Genomic DNA, 18128 nt, shown 5'->3' on the forward strand with positions numbered 1-18128 from the left:
GCCTCGCCACACGGCCCGGCGGGCGGTACTCTGTCGGGGTTTTTTCCTCGACTGTCGTGAACCGCCCAAATGTCTAAATTGACCCTCCTGATCCAGCGCATTCTCGAACTGATGAAGCGCTATCCCGGGGTCATTGCGCTCGGCGGTTTCATCTCCGGGGTCGGCAGCTTCATTCTGGTCGACCGGCAACAGGGGCTGGCGAGCTGGATCACCACGATCATGCTGCTGAGCTGGATCTGGCTGATGCTGGAAAACAGCCTGACCAAACTGTTCACGCGAATCTTCAAACGGGAAATCCCCCAGCCGCTGCTGCGTTACGCGACGCAGATGATCCACCAGGAAAGCCTGTTTTTCGTCCTGCCGTTCTTCTTCATCACCACCACCTGGAACAGCGGCCAGCTGTTTTTCACCGGGCTGCTGTGCATCGCGGCGCTGATCTCGATCGTCGACCCGCTCTACTACAAGTGGCTGGCGCCACGGCGCTGGGCGTTCCTCGCGCTGCACACCCTGACCCTGTTCGCCGCCCTGCTCACCGCGCTGCCGGTGATCATGCACCTGACCACCTCGCAGAGCTTCAAATGGGCGCTGGGGATTGCGGTGGTGTTGTCGTTCCCGAGCCTGGCGTCGATCTTCCCGATCCGCACCGTGCGCAATGCCTTGGCGATCCTGTGTATTACGGTCGGGATCGGCGGCGTGGGCTGGGTTCTGCGGTCGTGGGTGCCGCCGGCGACGCTGTGGATGACCGACGTGGCGATCAGCACTCAGGTGCAGGACCGGGTGCCGGGGGCCAGCCTCAAGGAAGTCAGCGCCGAGCAGATCCGTGGCGGCGGGCTCTACGCCTACACCGCGATCAACGCGCCGCGCGGGCTCGACGAGCGGATTTATCACGTCTGGCAGTTCAACGGCAAAGAGGTCGACCGCATCGCCCTCGACATCCACGGTGGGCGCAAGGAAGGCTACCGGGCCTGGACCCACAAGCAGAACTTCCCCGGCAACCCGGCAGGCAAATGGCAGGTGCGGGTGTTGACCGAAGACGGTCAGGTGATTGGCGTGCTGCGCTTCGAGGTCACGGACAGCACACCGACCAAAGAAAAGTAACCGGGTTCGTGCTATTACGTAGGTTCGTCTCAAAAGCCGAACAAGCACGGAGCTTATGACCAGCAGCCCAACGACCGGCAGTGCCCGCCTGGACACCTCGATCACCCCTGCCCGCCTGCGGGTGACCGGGGACTGGACGCTTGCCCATTACGCCGACCTCAAGCAACTGAGCGAAACGCTCCACGGCCAGTACGACGCCAACACCCCCATCGACCTCAACGGCCTCGGAGCCCTCGACACCGCCGGTGCGTCGCTGCTGGTGGAGCTGCTCGGCTCGGAGCGGCTGGGCAAGTCCGCCGAACACCCCGACTGCACGATTTCCAGCGCCGACCGCGCCCTGCTGCAGACCGTGTATCGCTCGCTGACCGATTTCTGCGTGCCGATCAAGGAACCGGAAATCAGCGTCAGCGTGCAACTGCTGACGCGCATCGGTCGGGCCGTCGACACGGTCTGGCGAGACACCCTGCAATTGCTCGGCTTCGTCGGCCTGATTCTCGAAACCATCGCCCGCAGCCTGTTCCGGCCCAAGCGCTGGCGGATCACGCCGATGATCGCCCACATCGAACAGACCGGCCTCGACGCTGCGCCCATCGTGGCGTTGCTGACCTTTCTGGTGGGCGCGGTGGTGGCGTTCCTCGGGGCGACGGTGCTGGCCAGTTTCGGTGCCAGCGTATTCACCGTGGATCTGGTGGGCTTCGCCTTCCTGCGCGAGTTCGGCGTGTTGCTCACGGCGATCCTGATGGCCGGCCGCACCGCCAGTGCCTTCACCGCGCAGATCGGCTCGATGAAGGCCAACGAGGAAATCGACGCGATTCGCACCCTCGGCCTCGACCCCATGGAGTTGCTGGTGGTGCCCAGGGTGCTGGCGCTGCTGGTGGCGCTGCCGATGCTGACCTTTCTGGCGATGATCTGCGGGATCGTCGGCGGCGCAGTGGTTTGCGCGGTGTCGCTGGATATCTCGCCGGCGATGTTCCTGTCGCTGCTGCAAAGCGACATAGGGATTCAACATTTCCTGGTGGGTCTGGTCAAAGCCCCGATCTTCGCGTTCCTGATCGCCGCTATCGGTTGTCTGGAAGGCTTCAAGGTCAGCGGCAGCGCCGAATCGGTCGGCGCCCACACCACCTCCAGCGTGGTGCAATCGATTTTCGTGGTGATCGTGCTTGATGCGGTCGCCGCGCTGTTCTTCATGGAGATGGGCTGGTGAGTCGTCTACCCCGCGCGCCCTCCGAGGCGGTGATCGAAGTTCGTGGCCTGTGTAATCGCTTCGGCCGCCAGAGCGTGCACGAGAACCTCGATCTCGACTTGTACAAAGGCGAAATCCTGGCCGTGGTCGGCGGTTCCGGCAGCGGTAAATCGGTGTTGCTGCGCAGCATCGTCGGCTTGCGCCAGCCCAGTGAAGGCATGGTCAAGGTGTTCGGCCAGAACCTGCCGAGCCTGCCGGAGCATGAGCGCTCGCTGATCGAACGGCGCTTTGGTGTGTTGTTCCAGAAAGGCGCGCTGTTTTCGTCGCTGACCGTCACCGAGAACGTCGCCCTGCCCCTGATCGAACACGCCGGTCTGAGCCGCGACGACGCCGAGCATCTGGCGGCGGTGAAGCTGGCGCTGGCCGGTCTTCCGCTGTCGGCAGCGGACAAGTACCCGGCTTCGCTGTCCGGCGGCATGATCAAGCGCGCGGCACTGGCCCGAGCGCTGGCGCTGGACCCGGACATCCTGTTTCTCGACGAACCCACCGCCGGCCTCGATCCGATTGGCGCCGCGCAGTTCGACCAATTGATCCTGACCCTGCGCGATGCCCTGGGCCTGAGCGTATTTCTGGTGACCCACGACCTCGACACGCTCTACACCATCACCGACCGCGTCGCGGTATTGGCGCAGAAGAAGGTGCTGGTGGCCGGTCCCATCGACGTGGTCTCGGAAACCGACGACGCGTGGATTCACGAATACTTCCACGGCCCTCGCGGCCGCTCGGCGCTGGACGCCGCCAAACAGCTCAACGAGGTCTGACATGGAAACCCGAGCCCATCATGTGTTGATCGGCCTGTTCACGGTGATTGTGGTGGCAGGCGCCCTGCTCTTCGGTCTGTGGCTGGCCAAGTCCAGTGTCGACACCGAGTTCAAGGATTACGAAGTCGTGTTCAACGAGGCGGTCAGCGGCCTGTCCCGGGGCAGCCCGGTGCAGTACAGCGGGATCAAGGTCGGCGACGTGGTCAGCCTGCGCCTCGACCCGCAGGACCCACGTCGGGTGCTGGCACGCATTCGTCTGGCCGGCGACACGCCGGTCAAGGAAGACACCGAAGCCAAACTGGCCCTGGCCGGGATCACCGGCACCTCGATCATCCAGCTCAGTGGAGGCACGCCGCAAAGTCCGAAACTCAAGGGCCATGACGGCAACCTGCCGACCATCGTCGCATCGCCCTCGCCCATCTCGCGGCTGCTCAGCGACAGCAACGATTTGATGAGCGGGGTCACGACGTTGCTCAGTAATGCCAATCAGATGTTCTCTGCCGACAACATCGAGCGCGTGAGCAAGACCCTCGAGCATCTGGAGCAGACCACCGGTTCGATCAACGATCAGCGCGGCGACCTGCGTCAGGCCATGCAGCAACTGGCGACGGTCGGCAAACAGGCCGGCAACATGCTCGAACAGACGTCCGCGCTGATGCGCAACGCCAACGGCCTGCTCAACGATCAGGGCAAACAGGCGCTCGGCAGTGCCGAACAGGCGATGAAATCCCTGGAGCAAAGCAGCGTCACCATCAACGGCCTGCTCAGCAAGAATCAGAATTCCCTCGACAGCGGCATGCAGGGCCTCAACGGCCTGGCCCCGGCGATTCGCGAACTGAGGGAGACTCTGAATTCGCTGCGCGCCATTTCCCAACGCCTGGAGGCCAACCCCAGCGGTTACCTGCTGGGCAGTGACAAGAACAAGGAGTTCACGCCATGAAGCTGACTCGCCTCGCCCTCCTCGCCGGCTTCACGCTGATCAGCGCGTGCTCGATCCTGCCCAAGTCCGAACCGTCGGATGTCTATCGCCTGCCGGCGGCACAGGCACCCGCCTCGGCCGGTTCGGCGGCTGCTCAGCACTGGTCGCTGCGCCTGAACAAACTGCAGGCCAGCGAAGCGCTGAACCGGCCGAGCATTGCGGTGATTCCTCAGGGAGATGTGATCAGCAGCTACAAGGCCTCGCGCTGGAGCGATCCGGCACCGGTGCTGATGCGTAATCGGTTGCTTGATGGATTCCAGCGCGATGGCCGGGTATCGCTGTTGAGCACCGACGACAGCAACTTCCAGGCGGACCTGGAACTGGGCGGCAGCCTGCAGGCGTTTCAGACCGAGTATCAGGGCACGCAGGCCAGCGTGGTGGTGCGGGTCGATGCGTTGCTGGTGCGCGGTTATGACCAGCGGATTCTCGCCAGTCGCCGCTTCGAAGAACGTCAGCCGCTCAGTGATGTGAAGGTTCCGGCGGTGGTGGCCGGATTCGGGCAGGCCAGTGATCGTCTCACCGCGAAAGTCGTGGCGTGGGCGGTGGAGCAAGGGCAGAAAGTTGCCCCACCTGCCCGGCCTTGAGCCTTAACCGAAGAACCAGTAGCAGACGCCGATTGCGCCGAGCACACCCGCCAGCTCGGCCAGCAGCGCACAACCTACGGCATGCCGGGCGCGCTGGATGCCCACCGCGCCGAAGTACACCGCCAGCACGTAGAACGTGGTTTCGGTGCTGCCCTGAATCGTTGCGGCCACCAGCGCCGGGAAGCTGTCCACGCCCGAGGTCTTCATCGTTTCGATCAGCATCGCCCGGGCGGCGCTGCCGGAGAACGGTTTGACCATGGCGGTCGGCAGCGCATCGACGAAGCGCGTGTCCCACCCTGCCCACTCCACCAGATGGCGAATGCCGTCGAGGCCGAAGTCCAGCGCGCCCGATGCGCGCAATACGCCGATCGCGCAGAGCATCGCCACCAGATACGGCAGCAGGTTCTTGGCAACGTCGAAACCTTCCTTCGCACCTTCGACAAAGGCCTCGTAGACCTTCACCTTGCGCAAGGCGCCGATCACCAGGAACAGCATGATCAGGCCGAACAGCGTCAGGTTGCCGAGAATCGACGAAAGCCCCGCCAGTGCGGTGGCCGACATCGTCGCGAGCAACGCCATGAAGCCGCCGAGAATCAGCGCGCCGGGAATCAGGTAGGCCAGCACCACCGGGTCCCAGACTCGCAGGCGCTGCATGAACGCCACCGACAGGAAGCCGACGATGGTCGAGCAACTGGTGGCCAGCAGGATCGGCAGGAACACCAGCGTCGGGTCCGGCGCGCCTTGCTGGGCGCGATACATGAAGATCGTCACCGGCAGCAGAGTCAGGGACGAGGCATTCAGTACGAGGAACAGGATTTGCGCGTTGCTGGCGATGGTCGAGCTGGGATTGAGCTCTTGCAGCGCCTTCATGGCTTTGAGGCCGATCGGCGTGGCGGCGTTATCCAGGCCCAGGCCGTTGGCGGCGAAGTTCAGGGTGATCAGGCCCAGCGCGGGATGTCCGGCTGGAACTTCCGGCATCAGCCGCAGGAACAGTGGCCCGAGCACTTTGGCCAGCCATTCAACGATGCCAGCCTTCTCGGCGATGCGCAGGAAACCCAGCCACAGGGTCAGCGTGCCGAACAGCAGCACCATGACTTCGACCGACAGCTTGGCCATGGCAAAAATGCTTTCCACCATCGCCGCGAAGATCCCGGCATTGCCGCCGATCAGCCATTGCCCCAGCGCCGAAACGGCTGCCACGATGAAGAAGCCAAGCCACAGGCCATTAAGCATCAGTCAAATCCCCCGGAAGATGCGGCGAATGATAGCGGGGTCGCCAGAAACGACAAACCCCGGATTTCTCCGGGGTTTGTCAGGGTGCCTTGCGGGCGGGGATCAGTTGTTCGAAACGTCACCGGCCGGCAGTTTTTCCTTGCTGCGCCAGTGCGGCAGCGAGTTCCAGTAGCGCTGGCCCTTGGCGTCGTCGTACATGCCTTCCCAACGAGCGATGACCAGTACGGCGAGGGCGTTGCCGATCACGTTCAGGGCGGTACGCGCCATGTCCATCACACGGTCGACACCGGCGATGAAGGCCAGGCCTTCCAGCGGAATACCCACGCTGCCCAGGGTGGCCAGCAGCACCACGAAGGACACGCCCGGCACGCCGGCGATGCCTTTGGAGGTAACCATCAGGGTCAGGACCAGCAGCAGTTGCTGGCTGATCGACAGGTCGATGCCGTACAACTGGGCAATGAAGATCGCCGCGATGGACTGGTACAGGGTCGAGCCGTCGAGGTTGAACGAGTAACCGGTCGGCACTACGAAACTGCAGATGGCTTTTGGTGCGCCGTAGGCTTCCATCTTCTCGATCACCCGTGGCAGCACGGTTTCCGAGGAGGCGGTGGAGTAGGCCAGGACCAACTCATCCTTGAAGATGCGCATCAGCTTGATCACCGAGAAACCGAACATCTTGGCGATCAGGCCCAACACCACAAAGGCGAAGAAGGCGATGGCGACGTAAACCAGGATCACCAGCTTGGCCAGCGGCAGCAGCGAGGCGAAACCGAAGTTGGCCACGGTCACCGCGATCAGGGCGAACACGCCGATTGGCGCGTAGTTCATGATCATGTGGGTGACTTTGAACATGCTTTCCGATACGCCCTGGAACATCTTCACCAGCGGCTCGCGCAGGTCCGACTGCAGGCTCGACAGACCGAGACCGAACAGCACGGAGAAGAAGATGATCGGCAGCATTTCGCCGCGAGCCATGGCCGCGAAGATGTTCGACGGGATCAGGTTGAGGATGGTCTCGATGAACGCGTGTTCATGCTGCACTTCGGCGGCGGTCGCCTGGTACTTGGAGATGTCCACAGTGCCCAGGGTGCTCATGTCGATGCCGGCACCCGGATGGAACAGGTTGGCCAGCAGCAGGCCGACGACGATGGCGATGGTGGTGACGATTTCGAAGTAGATGATGGTTTTCAGGCCGATGCGCCCGAGTTTCTTGGCGTCGCCCACGCCGGCGATGCCGACGATCAGGGAAGAGATGACGATCGGGATCACGATCATCTTGATCAGACGGATAAAGATATCGCCTGCCGGTTGCAGGACGTTGCTGATCCACCAGGCCTTTTCGGCGCTGAAATGGTTAAGCAACGCGCCGATTGCAATCCCCAATACCAGACCGATGAGGATCTGCCAGGCGAGGCTAAGCTTTGCCTTCTTCATTATCTTTACCCTTACTTGCGTTTGACTCAGGCACATGCAGGAACTGGAACGCTCATCAGCGGAAAAGTCTGTGCATCTGCCTCCGTATAAGGTGCCCCGAAGCGCGTATTTACGGCTCTCCGGCAGGCGAAAAAAGGCGCAACTATTCCGATGCAAGGTTGCGCCGTCTAATGCCGTAAACGCCTACCCTATGCCGAATCGGCATGAGCTTTTTTTTATGAAACTGGCGTCCCAACCGGTTCGAATACGACATTTCGGCAGGCATAAGTGCCGTGAACCGGCCATTACAGCGTAGGTTGGTTATTTTTTGAACGAGTGATTTCGACGAAAAATTTAGGAAAAAGCCTACGTTCGGAAACTAAATGTCCGACTTACTCGATCGACTCTTTCTCGATATACGGTCGCCAGGAAACACCGCGAAATGCTTTCGCATGCAGTGTGAGCGATAAAAAAGTTGAGCAGAACGCTCTGGATCAACGTTTTGTCACGTTGAAAGCTCAGCGCAAGTCCGTCGAACCACTCCGGTTGGCGAACTTGCGTCGCAGCTTTTACCCTGACCCGGCCCTCATCGCAGGCACTCCCTGTACCCGTAGGTCACTCCGACCCTGCAACAGTCAGAACGTCCCGGCCCCCTGGTCATGCACCGGCCTTCCTCGGGCCGACGCAATGGAGGACAGCCTTTCGGCTGCCCTCGTGTTCAATACCAGTTCGGATCTTTCTTCAACGTTTCCATCAGAAGGTTTTGCATGCCCTGATCGGGTTTGCCGAGGAAGCGGTAGGTGGCATGTCGCGTTGGCGACTTGTCTGCCGGCAGTCCTTCAGGCACATCCACAAGCATGGCGTAAGCGTCTTTCTTGTCGAAACTGAACGCGACGATCAAGCGATGGTTCATGCATTTGTCTGCGGATTCGCAGAGCGGACCGACCAGATACTTGTCGCCATCTTCGGTCACGGCATTCATCTGCTGGTCAGGCGTGCCGGACAGGTTCATCACCCATTCCGGCAGGCGCTCTTCCTTCTTCACCACGCCTTCCCAGGTTTCCCTGTATTGCGGGTCGGAACTCAACAGTTCGTTGACCCGCGCCTGGCCGTCATTGGCCGCGATTGCCATGGCACTACCGCCCAGAAGCAGGGCGGCTGCCAGTGTCTTTAACCCCTTCATGTTCAACCTCGACCGCGACGGCCAAAGAAGAAGGAAGCGATGAACATCACCAGGAACACGACAAACAGAATCTTGGCGATACCCGTGGCGGTGCCCGCGATACCACCGAAGCCCAGTACTGCGGCGATGATGGCAATGATCAGGAATGTGATTGCCCAGCTCAACATGGTGATTCTCCTTGCTTCTATTTAGGGATGTTGCCGGTCTCGGCGCGGGGGCGCCCAGATTCGTTGATCAGAAAACCCAGCGTTCTTCACGGGGCATGTCGCCCAGCGGTTGTGGCTGGTCGACGTCCATCATGCGCATCGCGCCGTTATCGGCCTGGCTGCTGCTGACGGCGCTGAAGTGCGTCTGCGTCGCGTGTTGCATGGAAATCAGGGGCTCAGGCTGCTGGCTCTGCTCCCAGCGCAGATATTGCTGGCAGGCGATCAGAGTGATCAGCAGCGCAAGTGCGCCAAACAGGGCCTGCTGCAGATGCAGTGGCGAAATACGCATTTGGGCGGCACGTTGGCGAGTCATCCTGGGTTCCTCACTCTTGTTCGGTGGGGGCAGTGCATTTCTGCCCGGGCTGAATGATGTATTGCAGCCCGCATGCCAGCTTTTTTGTTTAAAAAAATCTAATAAAATCAGATAGTTATAGATGCGGTAAAAGTTACTGACGACGCATCCTGCACGATGACCCTCGCAGCGTCGTGCGTAATGCACGATTATTTCGTAGGAGAAATCATTCTTTTTGAATTGAGAGCAGGGTGCGGATGTCAGAAAAGGAGGCAGGAAACCGTCCTGAAACTGTGCGATGTTTAAAAAACCAACAAAATCAGTGGATTAGGCGTGAGGGCAGGAGAGAGCTACCCTGCTATGACTGGAATCGATCAGAATCAACCATGCAACTTGCCCGATTTTTCCGGGACTAACCCAAGACATTCACTTATGGAGCGTAGGAAAAATGGAATCAGCCACTGAGCACCAAGGCCGCATTCTGCTGGTGGATGATGAATCTGCCATCCTGCGAACCTTTCGTTATTGCCTCGAAGACGAAGGTTATTCTGTCGCCACTGCCAACAGTGCGGCCCAGGCTGACGCGCTGCTGCAACGTCAGGTTTTCGATCTGTGCTTCCTCGACTTGCGTCTGGGCGAAGACAACGGCCTGGATGTTTTGGCGCAGATGCGCATTCAGGCGCCGTGGATGCGGGTGGTGATCGTCACCGCTCATTCGGCCGTCGACACCGCGGTGGACGCCATTCAGGCCGGCGCTGCCGATTATCTGGTCAAACCCTGCAGCCCGGATCAATTGCGCCTGGCGACCGCCAAGCAACTGGAAGTACGTCAGCTGTCGGCGCGTCTGGAAGCCCTCGAAGGCGAGATCCGCAAACCCAAGGACGGTCTCGATTCCCACAGCCCGGCGATGAAAGTCGTCCTGGAAACGGCGCGGCAAGTGGCGGGCACCGATGCCAACATCCTGATCCTTGGTGAGTCGGGCACAGGTAAAGGTGAGCTGGCCCGAGCCATCCACGGCTGGAGCAAGCGCGAGAAGAAATCCTGCGTCACCATCAACTGCCCGTCGCTGACCGCCGAACTGATGGAAAGCGAGCTGTTCGGTCACAGTCGCGGCGCGTTCACCGGGGCCAGTGAAAGCACGCTGGGTCGAGTCAATCAGGCCGATGGCGGTACGCTGTTTCTCGACGAGATCGGCGATTTTCCGCTGACATTGCAACCCAAGTTGCTGCGTTTCATCCAAGACAAGGAATACGAGCGGGTAGGCGATCCGGTCACCCGTCGCGCCGATGTGCGTATTCTCGCCGCCACCAACCTGAACCTTGAGGACATGGTGCGCGACGGACGTTTCCGCGAAGACCTGCTCTACCGTCTGAACGTCATCACCCTGCATTTGCCGCCGCTGCGCGAGCGGGCCGAAGACATCCTGACCCTGGCCGACCGGTTCCTCGCCCGCTTCGTGAAGGAATACGCGCGTCCGGCCCGGGGCTTCAGTGACGAAGCTCGCGAAGCACTGCTGGGCTATCGCTGGCCGGGCAACATCCGCGAGCTGCGTAACGTGGTCGAGCGGGCCAGCATCATCTGCCCGCAGGAACGTGTGGAAATCAGCCACCTCGGCATGGCGGAGCAACCGGCCAACAACGCGCCACGGGTCGGCGCTGCGTTGAGCCTCGACGAGTTGGAGAAAGCCCACATCGGCGCGGTACTGGCGACCGCCGGAACTCTCGATCAGGCCGCCAAGACCTTGGGGATCGACGCTTCGACCCTGTATCGCAAGCGCAAGCAGTACAACCTGTGAGCACCCGCCGATGAAACTGGCGATGAAGTTGCGGACTCGCTTGTTCCTGAGCATTTCCGCGCTGATCACCGTGGCCTTGCTCGGGCTGATGCTCGGGCTGGTCAGCGTGATGCAGATGGCCGGCACTCAGGAGGCGCTGATCCGCAACAACTTCGTCACCCTCGATCTGGGGCTCAAGCTGCGCCAGACCCTCGGCGATCAACTGATCATGATGCTCGCCGAAAAACCCGACCCTGTTGCGTTCGAGGCGTCCAAACAGCATTACTTCCAGTTGCTCGACGAGGGCATCGCCCAGGAGCAGAAAGACGACGATCGCCAGTATGGATTCAGTCAGGCCAAAACCGATTACCTGAGCTTCCTCCAGGCGTTCGACATCTCCCGCGACCCGGCTGCTGCCCTGAGTGGCGGTGGCGACTTGCGTGAGCGCTTCAACACGCTGCGCAACGGATTGATTACCGAGCACAAGCACGCACTGGACAACATCAATTCAGTCCAGCATGCCGCCCGCGACCGCGCGTTGCTGATCGCTGGCCTGTTGGGACTGGTGGGGCTGGCGGTGCTGATCATTGGCTTCGTTACCGCCCAGGGCATTGCCCGGCGTTTTGGTGCGCCGATCGAAGCGCTGGCCAAAGCGGCGGACAATATCGGCCAAGGCAATTTCGAGGTGACCCTGCCGGTGTCCTCGGCCATGGAAATCAACCTGCTGACCCGGCGCTTCGGGCTGATGGCCGAAGCCCTGCGCGAACATCAGGCGACCAATGTCGACGAATTGCTCGCCGGCCAGCAGCGCCTGCAAGCGGTGCTCGACAGCATCGATGACGGTTTGCTGATGATCGACCGTCAGGGTCGTCTGGAACACTTGAACCCGGTGGCCCAGCGACAACTGGGCTGGGACAGCGACCGTTTCGGCGAAGGCCTCGGCACGGCGCTTCAGCGACCGGAGCTGGATGCACAGCTGCAACTGGTGTTGCGCGGCGGCAACCTTGAGCGGGCGCCGGAAGATTTGAGCATTGAGGTCGACGGCGAAACGCGCCTGCTGACCTACAGCCTGACGCCGGTCAGCCATACCCAGGGGCATATACTCGGCGCCGTGATGGTCCTGCACGACGTCACCGAGCAGCGCGCCTTCGAACGGGTGCGCAGCGAGTTCGTGTTGCGCGCGTCCCACGAACTGCGCACGCCGGTCACGGGCATGCACATGGCGTTCGGACTGTTCCGCGAGCGGGCGAAGTTTCCTCCGGAGTCGCGCGAATCCGATCTGCTCGACACGGTCAATGAAGAAATGCAGCGCCTGATGCAGTTGATCAACGATCTGCTCAACTTTTCGCGTTATCAGAGCGGTTTGCAGAAACTCACACTGGCGCCGTGCTCCATCGAGGATCTGCTGGAGCAGGCGCGTTTGCGTTTCGCCGATTCCGCAGCGCAGAAGGGCGTTACCTTGACCGTCGAAGCGCAGAGCCCGCTGCCACGCTTGCAGGCGGATCAGGCGCAGCTCGATCGAGTCCTCGACAACCTGATCGACAACGCCTTGCGCCACACGGCGCGCGACGGGCTGATCCGCTTGCAGGCCCGTCGCCATGGCGAACGGGTGATCATCAGCGTCGAAGACAACGGCGAAGGGATTGCCTACGGTCAGCAAGGGCGGATTTTCGAACCTTTCGTTCAGGTGGGCCGCAAGAAGGGTGGGGCCGGGCTGGGTCTGGCGCTGTGCAAGGAAATCGTCCAGTTGCACGGTGGGCGGATGGGCGTTTACTCGCGGCCGGGGCAGGGCACGCAGTTCTATATGGCGCTGGCGGTTTAGGCTTCGTCGTCGATCCGGCGGCCGGCGAGTCGCCGTCCACGGGTAATCAGTTCGATGAACTGCACCGCGCTCAAGGCGTGGGCGAACAACCAGCCCTGACCGAACTTCACCCCTTCGCTGCTCAGCAGCGCCGCTTGTGACTCGAATTCGATCCCTTCGGCAATCACCTTCAGGTCCAGCGCCTGGGCCATATGAATGATGTGTGGCGCGACGCCGCTGCTGGCGGCGTCATGGCCGAGGGCGTCGATGAAGGCCTTGTCGATCTTCAGGCAGTCCACCGGCAAGGTTTGCAGGTACGCCAGACTGCAATAGCCGGTGCCGAAATCGTCGATCAGCACCTGATGACCGACATCGCGCAGCGCCTGCAGGTTTTCCCGGGCTACCACCACATCGATCAGGCCGCGCTCGGTCACCTCGAAAGCGATCTGCCGCGCCGCCACCCGATGCAGGGTCAGCAGCCGCGCCATGACCTGGCCGATGCGCGGCACCATCACGTCGCAGGCGGCCAGATTCACCGAGATGTACAGCTGCGGATTGGCCCGCAGCAACTGACCCAACTGCTCGAGCAGGCGTTGCAGGACGAAGTCGGTCATCTGGCGAATCTGTCCGGTGTTCTCGGCCATCGGGATGAACAGGTCGGGGCTGGTCAGCGTGCCGTCCGGCCGGCGCCAGCGCAGCAGGGCTTCGGCACCGACGCAGTTGCGGCTGTCGAGATCGAAGATCGGCTGATAAAGCACCTGCAACTCGCCGCGGCGGATGGCGCCGTGCAGCTCGGCGTCGAGCGACTGGCGCTGGCGCACGACCCAGAACACCAGAACGCCCACCAGCGCACCGAGCACCAGACAGAAAGGCACCATCCACCACCAGAGCTCCGGAATGTGCATGCCCGTGCGCGGGCTGATCAGCACCAGTTGGTATTCCGGGTTGTCAGTGGGCATGCGGTAGATCAGGTGTGACTGGGTGACTTGCAGCGCGTTCGGGGTTTTCGGCGGCCAGGGTTCGGTGGGCGGCCAGACCTGTGGAACGCCGAGCACCGGAATCGCCCGGGTCCCGTGATCCAGCACTACCAACAGGCTGCTGCCGGGCAACAGGTCGACCATGTCGGTGAGATGTCCGCGCGAGGTGGCTACGCGAAAGTTGCCGCGCCCGAGCATCAGCGCTGCGCGGTTTTCATCGGGTTCGGTGGTGGTGTTCAGCCAGTAGCTGTAGGTCGGGCCCTTGATGTCCGGAGGACGGATCACCGACAGGCCTTCCTGGCGCGGACGGTTGGAGCAAATCCGGGTGGCGTCCATGTAGGCGGCTTCATAGACGAAGCGGTAGTTGAACGTCACTTGCTGCAACGTGGCGATCATTTCGTCGTCGCAGCTGCGCAAGGGCTGGGCTTCGAGGTCGTCGAGGCTTTCGCGCAACTGGCCGAAGAGTTGCTCCAGACGTGCCAGGAACCGCTCGCCCTGGGCGTTCATTTCCTGGCTTTCGCTTTGCTCGACCTGCCGAACGGCCACGAACAGCCCGCCGGTGATCAGCAGGCTCGCACTGAGGACAGCCGCGATCATCGCCAGAAACCAGGGGCGATAAAACCAGCTACGCAGCGTCTCTCGGGTAGCAACCATCATGGATATCCGAAGAATTACCAATGAGTTATAGCTGCTGATTGCGATTTCGCCCTGACCGTCGGGCGGGCGTCATTATTTTGTCTGATTCAGCACCAGCAGCAACGCTGCCGTTTGCGCATCCGGCGTGCCGTCAAAGCGCGCAGGGCGGTAGTGCATCTGGAAGGCCGCGAGCACATGGCGGGTCGCTACATCCAGCTCACCGGTTTGCGGCGTCGAGTAGCCCAGGCGTGCCAGTTGGCTCTGGAACCAGGTGATGCTCGGCAGCTCGGCGTCGAACTGCGCTTGCTGGCGTGCCACGGCTTGCTCGTCGGGCCAGAGCCCAAGCCCCTCGGCCGCCAGCCGCTTCCAGGGGAACAGCGGCCCCGGGTCGAGCTTGCGCAACGGGGCGATGTCACTGTGGCCGATGATGTGGCGCGGGCTGATGCCCTGGCGTTTGCTGATGTCCTTGAGCAGGACGATCAACGATTGCACCTGGGCTTCGCTGTAGGGATACCAGAGGCGACCGGTCGGTGTGTCCTTGAAGCCCGGATTGACGATTTCGATGCCGATCGAGCTGGAGTTGAGCCAGGTACGGCCTTGCCATTCGCTTTCGCCGGCGTGCCAGGCACGCAGGTTTTCGTCCATCAGCTTGTAGATGGTGGCGTTCTTGTCATCGCCGATCAGGTAATGGCTGCTGACTTCGCCGTGGGTCAGCAATTGCAGTGAGCGTTCGAGCGAGGCGGAGGTGTAGTGCACGATCACGAACTGCACACGGCTGTCGTGATTGACCGAAGGATGGCTGGTGTCGAAACGCGGGCCGCTGGCACAACCGGCCAATAAGAGGAGCGACGCGAGGAGGGTGAAAAATTTCATGGCAGAGGGCAGTACACGCAAGACGATAATGCAACAGTGTAACGTATCGCCTTGCGCTTCGACGCTTAAAGGGCTGATTTAAACAATATGGAACAATTGCCTCAGCCCAGCTCTACCCGGTTACGCCCTGCGTTTTTTGCCCGGTAAAGCGCCTGATCGGCTCTTTTGAGCACCAGATCGCTGTGTTCTCCCGGCCGGAAAGCCGCCAGCCCCATGGAAACGGTAATCGTGACGCGCTCGCCCTTGAAGTGAAACGGGCAGGCTTCGATGGCGGCGCGCAGGGTTTCCAGGAGTTTGGCGCCGACCGCCGGCGGGGTGGCCGGGAGCAGAAGGACAAACTCTTCCCCGCCGAAACGGGCGATGAAATCACTGCCGCGCAGACGCTTGCGCAGCACCGTGGCGATGATTTTCAAGACCTTGTCGCCGGCCAGATGCCCGTAGTTGTCGTTGATTCGTTTGAAGTGATCGAGGTCGAGCATGGCCAGGCTCAAGGTATTGCCGTGCTGCTGCCATTGGGTGATTTCATATTCGAGCCGTTCGGTCCAGGCGGCGCGGTTGGGCAGGCCGGTGAGCGGATCGATCAGGGCTTTCTGGCGTTGCTCTTCGAGGTGTTCGCGATAACCCTGCGCTTCCTGCTCCATGTGTGCGACGCGTTCGGCCAGGCTTTTCAGGCGTCCAGCCACTTCCTGTTCCCGGGCGTCGCGCTGCTTCTGGTGCTGATCCATGGTGCCGAGCAGACCTTCGAGGTGGTTTTCCAGCACTTGCTTCAGATCATCCAGATCGGCCGCTTCCTGCACGCTGTTCTGCAGGCCGTCGACCTGTTCGCGAATCTGCGTGTCCATCGCTCGCGCCGCAGAGCTGTTGTCGGCGTGGCCTTCGCTGGCGGCCTGCAAGTTGCTCTGGAACGCTTCGAGGCGCTCGTTGAGTTGCTGCAGGTAGGCTTCGAATTCGTGCTGGCCGCTGTCGGTAATGGCCAGCATCAAGGTCGCGAGATCGTCGAGGATCGGCAGCAATTCGTACCAGTTCAGGCCGTTTTTCAATCGATCGCGCATGGCCTCGGCTTGCGGGCGATGGCGCTCCGGCAAGGTCAGGTCATCCAGCAGCCCGATCAGCGTGTCTTCGATGTGTTTGGCGACCGAGCTGTAGGACGGCTCCGGCGAGTCCGGCAGGGCGTAGAGGATGTCGTGCTCGGATTGTTCCGGATCGATGGCGGCCAATGCCTGGGCGATGGGCTCGGGCAGGGGCAGGCTGTCGAGGATCACGGGCGGCGGGGTATCGCCGGGGTGGATCAGTTCGTCGGGGTTGATGGCTGTTGGCACTGCCGGCGCGAAAACCGGAGGAGGTGTGAAGGTCTGCGGCTCCGGTTCTGGCTCGACGGGTTCTGGTTCGCTGGGGGCGGTGGCGGCTTCGGTGAGAATTCTGGCAGGCTCAAAGGCCGCCACCTCCGGTTCCGCAAGATATTCGGGGATTGGCTCTGGCGCTATGAAGGGCTCGGCCACGGGGGCGGCGATCGGCGCTTGGCTGACGCTCGCAGTGGCGACCGGTTCGGCGCTTGTAACTGGCGCTTCCGGCGCTGGCGCAGCTTCATGTGTGACGGGCGCTTGCTGTGGCTGCACTGGTGGTGCGACCGCAGCGGCTTGAGCCACTGGAGCAGGCGTTTCCTCGCTGTCGCGACTGCCGAACAGGCGCTGCAACAAGCCCGGGCGTCCCGGTTCCGCCGGCGTTGCCAGCTGGCTCAAGGCCTTGCCCTGCAGGCCGCTGAGTTCGCTGAGCAGCAGCGGCATCTCTCTGGCCTGACTCACCCGGCCATCCAGCTGCTTGGCGAATTTCTTCAACGGCTGAGCCACATCGCGAGGCAGGGGCAGAGATTGCAGTTGGGTGACCAGCGCCGTCAGTGCGGTGCTGACCTGTTCGATCCGGGTTTCCCGACGCTGCTCGGAATCGAGCACGGCTTTTTCCAGGCGCGGCAGCAGGGCGGCGAGGCCGGCGTCCATGTCGTCGGTGCGCACTACGTCGCGCATTTCTTTCATGCACTGGTCGACCACGCGGTCGGTGCCTTCCGCTGCCAGGGTGCTGCGCACCAGGCCGCGGCGCAGCAAGTCGAGTCGGGCGTCCCATCGACGTTCGAGCTTTTCCTGTTGTTCGATGCTTTTGAGGTATTTCTCTTTCCAGCGCTGGGCTTCGTCGCTCATTCAGGGGTTCCGCGAAGGGCAGTGCTCAACGCGGGCAATGCATCGGCCGTGAGCGAACCCGGCAGACGAATCTCTACCGCGACCGGCAGGTGATCGGAAATCGGTTGTGCCAGCACTTCGACTTTTTCCAGGGTCAGGGTCGGGCTGAGCAGAATATGGTCCAGGCAGCGCTGCGGGCGCCAGCTGGGGAATGTCGCTTCGAGTTGCGGGGCCAGCAGGCCGAGGTCGCGCAACGGCGAATGTTGCAGCAGATCGCTGGCGTGGGTGTTCATGTCACCCATCAGCACCTGATGCTTGTAGCCGCCGATCAGCTCGCGGATGTAAGCCAGTTGCATGCTGCGCACCCGGGCGCCGAGCGCCAGGTGCATCATCACCACCACCAGCGCTTCCGGGCCTTCGCCGAAGCGCACCAGAATCGCCCCGCGTCCCTTTGGACCCGGCAGCGGGTGGTCTTCAATCGCCCACGGCCGCAGGCGACTGAGCACGCCATTGCTGTGCTGGGCCAGTCGGCCAAGGTTGCGATTGAGTTGTTGATACCAGTAGGGGAAGGCGCCGAGCTGGGCCAGGTGTTCGACCTGATTGACGTAGCCTGAACGCAGGCTGCCGCCATCGGCTTCCTGCAGGGCGACCAGATCGAAGTCGCCGAGCAGATTGCCGATCTTTTGCAGATTGCTGGAGCGCCCGGGGTGCGGCAGCAGATGCTGCCAGCTGCGGGTCAGGTAGTGCCGATAGCGCTCTGTGCTGATGCCGACCTGAATATTGAAGCTGAGCAAGCGCAGACGGCTGTCTGCGGGCAGGCCCGTCGATTCCAGGTGATGCTCGTTGACCTGCGGATCATGCAGGCCAACGACGCGTTCGGTTCCCCAGCGGCGCATGGCGATTG

At 61.9% G+C, this 18128-nt stretch carries 16 protein-coding genes; 7 read left to right on the plus strand and 9 right to left on the minus strand.

From position 1 onward, the window contains the following. The first annotated feature begins 69 nt into the window (after window positions 1-69). From CAF76_RS06955 to CAF76_RS06975, 5 genes are read left to right on the plus strand one after another with little or no spacing between them, the layout of a single operon-like run. The gene (locus CAF76_RS06955; protein ID WP_039764894.1) at window positions 70-1098 is read left to right on the plus strand and encodes a DUF5924 family protein; all 1029 of its coding nucleotides are present in this window, start codon (window positions 70-72) and stop codon (window positions 1096-1098) included. A 55-nt stretch (window positions 1099-1153) separates the two neighbouring features. After that, window positions 1154-2302: an ABC transporter permease gene (locus CAF76_RS06960; protein ID WP_085647177.1), complete on the plus strand. Its 1149-nt coding sequence runs from the start codon at window positions 1154-1156 to the stop codon at window positions 2300-2302. Beyond that, window positions 2299-3102 carry an ABC transporter ATP-binding protein gene (locus CAF76_RS06965; RefSeq protein ID WP_064592457.1) on the plus strand — a complete coding sequence of 268 codons (804 nt, stop codon included), beginning with the start codon at window positions 2299-2301 and terminating at the stop codon, window positions 3100-3102. Before CAF76_RS06960 ends, CAF76_RS06965 begins: the two co-directional genes overlap by 4 nt. 1 nt (window position 3103) lies before the next feature. Beyond that, on the plus strand, window positions 3104-4042 hold the full coding sequence (locus tag CAF76_RS06970) for an MlaD family protein (RefSeq protein WP_039764886.1): 939 nt from the start codon (window positions 3104-3106) through the stop codon (window positions 4040-4042). Continuing rightward, window positions 4039-4665: an ABC-type transport auxiliary lipoprotein family protein gene (locus CAF76_RS06975; RefSeq protein WP_064592458.1), complete on the plus strand. Its 627-nt coding sequence runs from the start codon at window positions 4039-4041 to the stop codon at window positions 4663-4665. Before CAF76_RS06970 ends, CAF76_RS06975 begins: the two co-directional genes overlap by 4 nt. Window positions 4666-4668: 3 nt before the next feature. Here the strand turns inward: CAF76_RS06975 and CAF76_RS06980 are convergent, their stop codons facing one another. From CAF76_RS06980 to CAF76_RS07005, 5 genes are all read right to left on the minus strand, one after another. Further along, a complete protein-coding gene (locus CAF76_RS06980; RefSeq protein WP_085647178.1) occupies window positions 4669-5898 on the minus strand; it encodes a nucleoside recognition domain-containing protein in 1230 nt (409 codons plus the stop codon). A 102-nt stretch (window positions 5899-6000) separates the two neighbouring features. Continuing rightward, window positions 6001-7332 carry a glutamate/aspartate:proton symporter GltP gene (gltP, locus tag CAF76_RS06985; protein WP_064592462.1) on the minus strand — a complete coding sequence of 444 codons (1332 nt, stop codon included), beginning with the start codon at window positions 7330-7332 and terminating at the stop codon, window positions 6001-6003. A gap of 697 nt (window positions 7333-8029) precedes the next feature. Beyond that, window positions 8030-8494 carry an inhibitor of vertebrate lysozyme family protein gene (locus CAF76_RS06995; protein ID WP_039764879.1) on the minus strand — a complete coding sequence of 155 codons (465 nt, stop codon included), beginning with the start codon at window positions 8492-8494 and terminating at the stop codon, window positions 8030-8032. Between the two features lie 2 nt (window positions 8495-8496). Beyond that, complete coding sequence (locus CAF76_RS07000; protein WP_003177151.1) at window positions 8497-8661, minus strand: DUF1328 domain-containing protein; 165 nt, start codon at window positions 8659-8661, stop codon at window positions 8497-8499. Between the two features lie 67 nt (window positions 8662-8728). Next, complete coding sequence (locus CAF76_RS07005) at window positions 8729-9013, minus strand: hypothetical protein (RefSeq protein WP_039764878.1); 285 nt, start codon at window positions 9011-9013, stop codon at window positions 8729-8731. Window positions 9014-9440: 427 nt separating this feature from the next. On the opposite strand from CAF76_RS07005, the gene algB reads away from it, so the two are divergent. Both algB and CAF76_RS07015 read left to right on the plus strand, forming a co-directional pair. Further along, window positions 9441-10787: a sigma-54-dependent response regulator transcription factor AlgB gene (gene algB / locus CAF76_RS07010; protein WP_085647179.1), complete on the plus strand. Its 1347-nt coding sequence runs from the start codon at window positions 9441-9443 to the stop codon at window positions 10785-10787. A 10-nt stretch (window positions 10788-10797) separates the two neighbouring features. After that, a complete protein-coding gene (locus tag CAF76_RS07015; RefSeq protein ID WP_085647180.1) occupies window positions 10798-12588 on the plus strand; it encodes a KinB sensor domain-containing domain in 1791 nt (596 codons plus the stop codon). On the opposite strand, the gene CAF76_RS07020 is transcribed toward CAF76_RS07015, so the two are convergent. From CAF76_RS07020 to CAF76_RS07035, 4 genes are all read right to left on the minus strand, one after another. Continuing rightward, the gene (locus CAF76_RS07020) at window positions 12585-14198 is read right to left on the minus strand and encodes an EAL domain-containing protein (protein WP_170928281.1); all 1614 of its coding nucleotides are present in this window, start codon (window positions 14196-14198) and stop codon (window positions 12585-12587) included. The genes CAF76_RS07015 and CAF76_RS07020 overlap by 4 nt on opposite strands. Window positions 14199-14273: 75 nt before the next feature. After that, complete coding sequence (locus CAF76_RS07025) at window positions 14274-15053, minus strand: N-acetylmuramoyl-L-alanine amidase (protein ID WP_039764871.1); 780 nt, start codon at window positions 15051-15053, stop codon at window positions 14274-14276. Window positions 15054-15154: 101 nt separating this feature from the next. Continuing rightward, window positions 15155-17245, minus strand: coding sequence for a GGDEF domain-containing protein (locus CAF76_RS07030; protein ID WP_085647181.1), 2091 nt, complete (start codon window positions 17243-17245; stop codon window positions 15155-15157). Continuing rightward, window positions 17242-18120: an endonuclease/exonuclease/phosphatase family protein gene (locus CAF76_RS07035; protein ID WP_039764867.1), complete on the minus strand. Its 879-nt coding sequence runs from the start codon at window positions 18118-18120 to the stop codon at window positions 17242-17244. Before CAF76_RS07035 ends, CAF76_RS07030 begins: the two co-directional genes overlap by 4 nt. Window positions 18121-18128: the final 8 nt, after the last annotated feature.

It is taken from the genome of Pseudomonas sp. B40(2017), assembly GCF_002112855.1.
GTDB classification, from domain to species: Bacteria; Pseudomonadota; Gammaproteobacteria; order Pseudomonadales; family Pseudomonadaceae; genus Aquipseudomonas; species Aquipseudomonas pharyngis.

Bases quoted from the DNA above. Each gene is read 5' to 3' on its own strand.
- CAF76_RS07015 (WP_085647180.1), top strand. From the start codon at position 10,798: ATGAAACTGGCGATGAAGTTGCGGACTCGCTTGTTCCTGAGCATTTCC.
- CAF76_RS07005 (WP_039764878.1), bottom strand. From the start codon at position 9,013: ATGACTCGCCAACGTGCCGCCCAAATGCGTATTTCGCCACTGCATCTG.
- CAF76_RS06980 (WP_085647178.1), bottom strand. From the start codon at position 5,898: ATGCTTAATGGCCTGTGGCTTGGCTTCTTCATCGTGGCAGCCGTTTCG.
- algB (WP_085647179.1), top strand. From the start codon at position 9,441: ATGGAATCAGCCACTGAGCACCAAGGCCGCATTCTGCTGGTGGATGAT.
- CAF76_RS06975 (WP_064592458.1), top strand. From the start codon at position 4,039: ATGAAGCTGACTCGCCTCGCCCTCCTCGCCGGCTTCACGCTGATCAGC.
- CAF76_RS07030 (WP_085647181.1), bottom strand. From the start codon at position 17,245: ATGAGCGACGAAGCCCAGCGCTGGAAAGAGAAATACCTCAAAAGCATC.
- CAF76_RS07000 (WP_003177151.1), bottom strand. From the start codon at position 8,661: ATGTTGAGCTGGGCAATCACATTCCTGATCATTGCCATCATCGCCGCA.
- CAF76_RS07025 (WP_039764871.1), bottom strand. From the start codon at position 15,053: ATGAAATTTTTCACCCTCCTCGCGTCGCTCCTCTTATTGGCCGGTTGT.
- CAF76_RS06995 (WP_039764879.1), bottom strand. From the start codon at position 8,494: ATGAAGGGGTTAAAGACACTGGCAGCCGCCCTGCTTCTGGGCGGTAGT.
- CAF76_RS07020 (WP_170928281.1), bottom strand. From the start codon at position 14,198: ATGGTTGCTACCCGAGAGACGCTGCGTAGCTGGTTTTATCGCCCCTGG.
- CAF76_RS07035 (WP_039764867.1), bottom strand. From the start codon at position 18,120: ATGCGCCGCTGGGGAACCGAACGCGTCGTTGGCCTGCATGATCCGCAG.
- CAF76_RS06970 (WP_039764886.1), top strand. From the start codon at position 3,104: ATGGAAACCCGAGCCCATCATGTGTTGATCGGCCTGTTCACGGTGATT.
- gltP (WP_064592462.1), bottom strand. From the start codon at position 7,332: ATGAAGAAGGCAAAGCTTAGCCTCGCCTGGCAGATCCTCATCGGTCTG.
- CAF76_RS06955 (WP_039764894.1), top strand. From the start codon at position 70: ATGTCTAAATTGACCCTCCTGATCCAGCGCATTCTCGAACTGATGAAG.
- CAF76_RS06960 (WP_085647177.1), top strand. From the start codon at position 1,154: ATGACCAGCAGCCCAACGACCGGCAGTGCCCGCCTGGACACCTCGATC.